This window comes from Acetobacterium sp. UBA5834, assembly GCF_002435675.1.
In the GTDB taxonomy this organism is placed as follows: Bacteria; Bacillota; Clostridia; order Eubacteriales; family Eubacteriaceae; genus Acetobacterium; species Acetobacterium wieringae.
Genome location: NZ_DJGY01000037.1, coordinates 1 through 8,924, shown reverse-complemented (window position 1 = coordinate 8,924; position 8,924 = coordinate 1). Strand labels below are relative to the sequence as shown.

The window sequence follows — 8,924 nt, the reverse complement described above, 5'->3', positions numbered from 1 at the left end:
TACCAGTTTTGAGGCTCCGGATTTTTTTGAAATTTGCTATGGTCATTATAATGAACAATCTAAAGGTCCTCATAGTGCTAGAAAAGCAAGTTCATTCATTGACTGGGTCTTAGAAAATTACTTCGCTGTTGAAGATGACCATGGAAAAAAGCTGGTTTCCGAAGACTATCATAATCCTATCAAAAAATCTATTCCAGCCCGAAAAAATAATTCATTCAAACCCGATGATACAGCATTCTGTTGGATTCTAGAGTTAGATCCTGCTTTTTCAGAATGGCAACAATACGCTGAAGAATGGATGAAAACTATGGATATTGGTATATCAGAAGCCAAAAAATCGGTTGCAGATTTTTTTAGGCTCTATCTTTATGAACAACACATTACCAAAGATCCTGTCAAGTTTTTAAGCACCAGCTTTGAGGCTCCGGATTTTTTTGAAATTTGCTATGGTCATAGAAAAGATCTATCCCATCGCGCTTCTGATGCCAGAAAAACAAGTTTATTCATTGACTGGGTCTTGGAAACCTACTTCTCCGTTAAAACTGAAGATGGAAAAACCCAAGTTTTCAAAGACTATCATAATCCTATCAAAAAGTCTATTCCAGCCCGGAAAAAAATTCCATTCAAACATGATGACTCCACATTCAGCTGGATTTTAGAATTAGATCCTGATTTTGAAAACTGGCAACAATATGTAGAAGAATGGATGAAAACTTTAGACAGTGGAATATCAGTAGCTAGAACATCAATTACTACCTTTTTGAAAACCTATCTTTACAAGCAACATATTACCAAAGATCCTGCCAAATTTTTAAGCACCTCTTTTGAGGCTCCGGATTTTTTTGAAATTTGCTATGGTCATTATTCAAAACTATCTAATGCACCTACTAGTGCTAGAAAAACAAGTTCATTCATTGACTGGGTCTTGGAAAACTACTTTTCCATTAAAACTGAAGATGGAAAAACCTTGATTTTTGAAGACTATCATAACCCTATCAAAGAATCTATCCCAAAACCAACAGTTTACGCTACGAAACGAAACGACCTATCTTTCCATTGGATTCTAGAATTAGATTCTGATTTTGTGCAATGGCAATATTATGCAGAAGAATGGATGAAAACTATAGACACTAGTATACGAGTAACCAGAAAATCGATTACGCTCTTCTTTAAACGCTTTCTTTACGAGCAACGCATTACCAAAGATCCTGCCGAATTTTTAAGCACCTCTTTTGAGGTGCCGGATTTTTTTGAAATTTGCTATGGCCATTATTCAGATACATCTAATGCACCTACTAGTGCCAGAAAAACAAGCTCATTCATTGACTGGGTGCTGAAAACCTACTTCTCCGTTAAAACTGAAGATGGAGAAGTGCTAGTTTCCGATGACTATCATAACCCAATCAAAAAATCTATCCCAAAGCCAACAGTTTACTTCATGAAACGAAATGACCTATCCTTCCGTTGGATTTTAGAATTAGATTCTGATTTTGCGCAATGGCAATATTACGCAGAAGATTGGATGAAAACTATAGGCACTAATAAAGGAGTAGCTAGAAAATCGGTTGCAGATTTTTTTAATCTCTATCTTTATGAGCAACACATTACCAAAGATCCTGCCGAATTTTTAAGCACCAGCTTTGAGGCTCCGGATTTTTTTGAAATTTGCTATGGTCATAGTAACAGCCGATCTACTAGCGCTTCTAATGCCAAAAAAACAAGTTCATTCATTGACTGGGTCTTGGAAAACTACTTCTCTGTTAAAGCTGAAGATGGAATAACGCTGGTTTCCGAAGATTATCATAATCCTATCAAAAAATCTATTCCACTACCAAAGATTCACGCCATGAAAGGAAACGACCTATCCTTCCGTTGGATTCTAGAATTAGATCCTGATTTTGAAAAATGGCAACAATATGTAGAGGAATGGATGAAAACTATAGGCAGTGGAATAGAAGTAGCCAAACACTCAATTCGAATCTTTTTCACAAGCTATCTTTATGAACAAAACATTACCAAAGATCCTGTCAAATTTTTAAGCACTACTTTTGAGGCTCCGGATTTTTTTGAAATTTGCTATGGTCATTATAATGAACAATCTAATGGTCCTTCTTGTGCCAGAAAAACAAGTTCATTCATAGACTGGGTCTTGGAAAACTACTTCTCCGTTAAAACTGAAGATGGAGAAACCCTAGTTTCCGAAGACTATCATAACCCCATCAAAAAATCTATTCCACTACCAAAGATCCACGCCATGAAACGAAACGACCTATCATTGCGTTGGATTCTAGCACTAGATCCTGATTTTGAACAATGGCAACATTACGCAGAAAATTGGTTTAGAACGCTAAACAGTGGACTATCATCAGCAAGGAGATCGATTACTGTCTTTTTCAAATGCTACCTTCATGAGCAGCAGATTACCAAAGATCCTGCCAAATTTTTAAGCATTACCTTTGAGGCTCCGGATTTTTTTGAAATTTGCTATGGTCATAGTAAACATAAATCTCCTAGCGCTTCTGAGGCCAGAAAAACAAGTTCATTCATTGACTGGGTCTTGGAAAACTACTTCTCCGTTAAAACTGAAGATGGAGAAACCCTGGTTTCCGAAGATTATCATAATTCTATCAAAAAATCTATTCCAATACGAAAGAGAAAATCATCCAAACCTGATGGTACAGCATTCCGTTGGATTCTAGAATTAGATCCTGATTTTGTGCAATGGCAACAATATGCTGAAGATTGGCTAAAAACCATAGACACTGATGTATTATCAACCAAAGGATCGGTTACAGTCTTTTTCAAACGCTATCTTTATGAGCAAAACATTACCAAAGATCCTGCCAAGTTTTTAAGTACCAGTTTTGAGGCTCCGGATTATTTTGAAATTTGCTATGGTCATAGTAAACATAAATCTCATAGCGCTTCTGAGGCCAGAAAAACAAGTTCATTCATTGACTGGGTCTTGGAAAATTACTTATCAGTTAAAGATGACAATGGAGAAACGTTGGTTTCCGATGGTTATCATAACCCCATCAAAGATTCTATTCCAATGCGAAAAAGAAATTCAGGCAAAAAAAATGTTACATTATTCAGCTGGATTTTAGAATTAGATCCTGATTTTGAGGAATGGCAACAATACGTTGCAGAATGGATGAAAACTATTGATATCGGTGTGTCAATGGCACAAAACTCGGTTGCAGATTTTTTTAAGCGCTATCTTTACGAACAGCGCATTACGAAAGATCCAGAAAAATTTTTAAGTGTCAATTATGTAGCTCCGGATTATTTTGAAACTTGCTATGGTCATAGTAAAAATCTATCAAAAGATACTTATAGAGCACACCTCTCTAAAGCCAGAAAATTAAGCTCATTCATAGATTGGTTGTTGGAAAACCACTTTCCCGTTACTAATGACGATGACTCTGGAGAAAAAATAACTTCTGAAGGATATCATAACCCTATCAAAGATTCTATTCCAAAGCCAAAAATAAGCTTTATGAAGCGAAATGACTTGTCATTCCGTTGGATTTTAGAATTAGATCCTGATTTTGAGGAATGGCAACAATACGCAGCAGAATGGATGAAAACTATAGACAGTGGAATAAAAGTGACAAAGCAATCAGTTTCAACATTTTTTAAAGTTTATCTTTATGAGCAACACATTACTAAAGATCCTGCCAAATTTCTAAGTACAAGTTTTAAAACTCCGAATTTTTACAATATTTGCTATGGTCATTGCAAAGATCGTCCCATAAACTCTTATTTTGCCAGGAAAACTAGTTCATTCATAGACTGGGTGTTGGAGAATTACTTCTCTGATAAAGATGTCCATGGAGAAACGCTGATTTCTAAAGGATATCATAACCCTATCAAAGATTCTATTCCAAAGCCAGCGATACTCCACATGAAGCGAAATGACATATCGTTCCGTTGGATTCTAGAATTAGATCCTGATTTTGAGAGATGGCAACAATACGCAAAAAAATGGTGTGAATCTAAAGATACAGAGTATGAAAAACACGATGCAAGGATAAGTCTTTTTAAATTTTTTGAGAACTATCTTTATGAACAACACATTACTAAAGATCCACGCGTTTTTTTAAGCAAGAGTTTTGAGGCTCCAGATTTTTATAAAATTTGCTATAATAACTATAAAGAATCATCTACGCCAATTTCTCAATCTCAAAATGTAAGTTTGTTTATCGATTGGGTATTAGAAAACTACTATTCCGTTAAAGATGAAAATGGTAATGTTTTAATTTCTGGAGGATATTGTAATCCCATTAGAAAATTCATTCCTATTATTCAACACTTCCAAAAATCAGACGATAGAACTTTTAGTTGGGTCTTAAATTTAAACTCTGATTTTGAAGAGTGGAGACAATACGCTGAAGAGTGGCTAAAAGAACAATATACTGGACTTGATACAGCAATACAAGCTGTTAATAAATTTTTTGAAGTTTATCTTTATAATCAACATATAACAAAAGATCCTCGCCAGTTTTTAAATATTAGTTTTAATGCCCCAAATTACTTTGAACTGTGTTTTTCAAATTTTAAAAGATCAAGTGCAATTTCGCTTATAAAGAAAACCAATGTTTTTATTGATTGGGTACTAAAAAACAAGTTTTCATTTCCGGACGATTTTGGGCGAATGCGGATTCCGTATGAATTTCACAATCCTATCAAAAAATTCATTCCCGATAATTCAAGTTTAAATAATATTAATCTCAGTGAGTCTAATAAAAATGTACTACCGTATCGATATATCAAAAATCTACGTTCAATGTTATGTCCTGATAATGCTACAAACTTCTCCGATTGGCAATATGCCCAGAGTATAACCCATTCGGTTCAAGGAGGTAGTTGGATTAGAATTGACAAATCACTTATCGATAAAAATGACCCTGATTGCGTATGGAAAAAGAGAAAACCGACTGTAAAAGAACGAACTAATAAAGGTTTCAATGGCTGGGTTTATGAGATATGGTCACCGGCCATTTCTGTTGCTCTCTATATGAAACTACTATTACCTTTAAGAACATATCAAGTGAGAATGCTTGATTCAGGAGAAGCAGATACCTATATATATCAACAAACAAAACGGGAAGAAGCAGGTTACTGGACTAAAAATAATGGTCCTTTCAAAAAAGGAACAAATAAACACCCTTCAGAAAAAGGTGCTTTTCGTTACTTCAAAGATCCTATCACCAAACAAGAGATGACTGGTTTCTTCATAAACACGAATAAAACAGCGGATATAAATAAAGACGCAGATCAAAAAGGATACGAAATCCCTTGGCAAAATGAAGAAGCATTGTATTGGCTTGCAAAACTTCGCAATTGGCAGCAAAAATATAATCCATTAAATAAACTTGCATCTTGGACAGAACTAAAGCGAAAGCATTTAGGCGGAGTAAAAGCCACTAGAGTTCTGAAACAAATGGGAGAAACAGCTTTCCTTTTTAGAAATATTAAATCAGTTAACGAAGAACATTTACCCATGACCGAATCAGTCATTAAAACCTTATGGCTTAAATTGTTAATCGAACTTGAAAATGAAATAAATAAAAATAGTGAATCTAATGAAGAAAAAGAAATAAAGTTTGTTTATCAGTCTAGTAGTCAAGGAAATGATACGCAAACATTTTATCCTTTACATGCTTTAAGAGTTTCTTTAATTACTGCATATGCTTTGGAGGGTGGTGTTCCAATGCCGATTCTAAGCAAAGCCATAGCCGGTCATGCACGACTTATTATGACTCTATATTACACAAAAGCAGGTATCTCATATGTAACAGATAAAATGACCGAAGCTGAAAACAATATTCTTGAAAATGACAAAGAATCGTTTAGACGATTTTTGCGGGATGCCCAATATAATCAGCTAGAAACTTCAAGTGCGAGCAACGATCTAATTGCCTATCAAGCAGTAATCAATTCTCAAGGATCTGGTGCAAGTATAATAAAAGGCGACTTAGGCATTTGCCCTAAATCAAATTTTGGCTGTGACAGCGGAGGTGTTTATGATAATGACGATACTGGTACAACCTACTATGGACCAGTCCCCGGATATCCGGAACAAAATTGTGTCCGTTGTCGTTGGTTTATCACTAGCCCAGCCTTTTTACCGGGACTGATTCATCATTTCAACGTATTAAGCTATAATATGAGCGAAGCAGGAAAAAAAATCATTAGTTTTGAAAAAGAAATCCATGCCCTTGAAGATTTCAAGTATGACTGTGATAATAATGGTCACTTATTTACAAAACAAGCAAAATTACTACAACTGGAAAACTTGCATTCTCTGGAAATTCAGAAGAATGATAAATTGGCAAATGACTACAATGGAACTTTCTACTTGATTGCAAAATGCATGTCGATAATAGAAAAAAGCACTCAAGAAGAAAACCTTCAATTGATTACTTCAGGAACATTAGAAGATCTCCAGCTATCATTAACCAATGCAGATGATGCATTGGAACAAATCCAAACAATCTGCAATGGAGCTGAAATATTTCCATCAACCGATGCAAGCAAAGCGATATTACAAAGATCGCAAATTATTGATTCAACACTTGCGATGAATGATAAAAAACCTATAATGTTCTTGTTGACTGAAAAAGAACAACTCTTAGCAGGAAATCAATGGATGAGATTAATAATGAATCGATCTGGAAGCTTAAAAGATGCTATTCCTTTCGCTGTAGGACGAAAAAAGCTTGAAGAAATAGGAATGGTTCTTGAGTTTGACGAAGAAATCAAATCTGTAAAATTAGAAAACAATACCCTCATTTTAGATCAATCGAATATCAAGCTACTTCCCGATTCCGAAAAAACAAACACAATATTCAAGGAGGCTGAAACCATATGATTGCACATCCCGATGAATTTTTGGAAGCGCTTTGCAAAGATGCTTCAACTCGTAAAAAAAGCACACTTGAATTGATTAATTCCGTCTGCAAAGAACAAGCTGAACATGGAAACACTGACTTTTCAATTGCAAAAATAGCAACTCTTCTTGCCGATAAAGGTGGACCTAGTGAACAATCACTACGCAATAAAGCAGCTTCGGATTATAGAGCTTTAATAAAAAATTGGGCACAATTTACAAATGGATCAATTAAGAAAAACAAGAAAGCAGAAGTTTTTTCTAATACTGATGATGAAATTTTAAACGGCATTTCTGATCCAACGACCAAGGCTTATGTCGGAATGATCTTAAGAGAAAATCGCAGTTTGCGGAATGAAAATCATATACTTAAGATAGCAGAAGTGACTTTATATAAACCAGGATTAAATGGACCCTCCTCAAGCGGAGACTCAAATGAATCGATTGCATTTCCATCCCGCAAGCTCACTAACACTGAAATAGAAGCATTAAGGCATGCTATTTCTGATGAACTTATGAAAAGTCAAGATTGGACCACAGACGAACGTGGCCGGGTGGAAAAAAATGGTATCCGTATATTCAAACCTGGGTTCATTACGGCTATTAAAAAAATTTTAGAAGACTATACTTGAGTATTTCAGATGTGATCCACCACCCTGTCCAGACGTTCGCAATTCTTCCATAAAGAACCGTTTATTAAATGTTTTAAAATCTAAAATAATAAATAAACTCATCAAATAAAAAGATCCTAACTGGGAAACCTCCGAAAAACTAAAGGATACAAGAAAACGTGAAATGTTGCTTACTCAGCTTGCAGAATACGTCAAATGTATTGATCAGATTATGCCTAAAAGCCCGATTAATATGCTTTTTCTTGCGAGAATCGAATAATTTTGCGGTAGTTTTGTAAATAATTCATATTATTTTTTTCAAAGCCGACTTTTTCGGAGCTTTCACTGACACCTGATCATTCAACTAATACTTTTTTTCAACCATCACTTGATGGTTTGTTTGCTATGATCAAAACTAGGTGAGCTTAATACTTAAGATGTTTCAGACTTATCTTCGTAGGCAATACAAAAATATCATTTTACACATTTCGCTCGTTACCGTGAGCAAAATTACTATTTGTATTGCTCTCCAGCGTTCTTGCAGTGTTGACGTACAAATTCTAACCACTGTGTGTCCCAGTACCATTGTTTGCTGACTTGAGCTCCATACCCTTTACTTGAATTTTTAGCATCATTGGATTTCCACAAATCAGTATGTGACGCCATTCGAAATTTTGTGTAGCCCTCATCTTGCAGTTGTTTAACAATCTCACCTGGGAGAAACTTAGTTCGTTCCGTTTCTTTTATCAATACACGCTCGATTTCACTTGCCATTGAGGAATCTGGTTTAACGAATTCTATGACTCTATCTGCTTGACCTTTACGGTTAGCGTTAATAGGGGTATAGAGTACGCGGTAGGCATACCGGTTGTTTTTCAGTTCAAAATCAGTCAAGGAATCTTCAAATTCTGAAATGTAATTTCTAACATTGCTCGTTAGCTTTTCAGTTGACAGCAGCTGCTTTCGCTGAGTGGGAGTTATTTCTGAAAACTGTATTGAAATCGCTAAATCCTTTGAAACAGAATATTTACTCCCGAAAAATTTTATAATGTAGAAATCATAGTTTATAGCACTGGCTTGAAGCTTGGCGCTAAGGAAGTCGTCAATTTGATTTGTCATCTGGTGTTCAATCTCATGCCGGATGCCAATCAGAAACTTGAGATTGTTTTTTGTTCCGATATCAAGCGGACAATCCTTGAAATCGAGACATTTCTCAAGTTCCCAATATTTATCTGCGCCTCGGTGTGTCTTATCAAATTGCTTCCTTTTTCCCTTTTTCTTAAAATAGCGATACTCAATTCCTTCACCACGATAATACGCGTGCATGAGATAAGTCCATGCAATAATAGAAAGCGTGATGAACGTCTCTGACTTGAAAGTTATTTGTGGGTTGTTATGGAATTGTCAATAATAGTTCA

At 35.4% G+C, this 8,924-nt stretch carries 2 protein-coding genes and 1 pseudogene; 2 read left to right on the top strand and 1 reads right to left on the bottom strand.

Annotation, left to right across the window (positions count from 1 at the left end):
- Positions 1 to 31 precede the first annotated feature (31 nt).
- Together gmtZ and gmtX are read left to right on the top strand one after the other, a co-directional pair.
- Positions 32 to 6,877, top strand: coding sequence for a gamma-mobile-trio integrase GmtZ (gmtZ, locus tag B3F51_RS07935; protein WP_349680206.1), 6,846 nt, complete (start codon positions 32 to 34; stop codon positions 6,875 to 6,877).
- Positions 6,874 to 7,527: a gamma-mobile-trio protein GmtX gene (gene gmtX, locus B3F51_RS07930; RefSeq protein ID WP_026395895.1), complete on the top strand. Its 654-nt coding sequence runs from the start codon at positions 6,874 to 6,876 to the stop codon at positions 7,525 to 7,527. The genes gmtZ and gmtX overlap by 4 nt, the downstream gene beginning before the upstream one ends.
- Positions 7,528 to 8,019: 492 nt before the next feature.
- Here the strand turns inward: gmtX and B3F51_RS07925 are convergent.
- Positions 8,020 to 8,895: pseudogene (locus B3F51_RS07925) on the bottom strand (DUF3644 domain-containing protein); the annotation flags it as partial.
- Between the last annotated feature and the right edge of the window lie 29 nt (positions 8,896 to 8,924).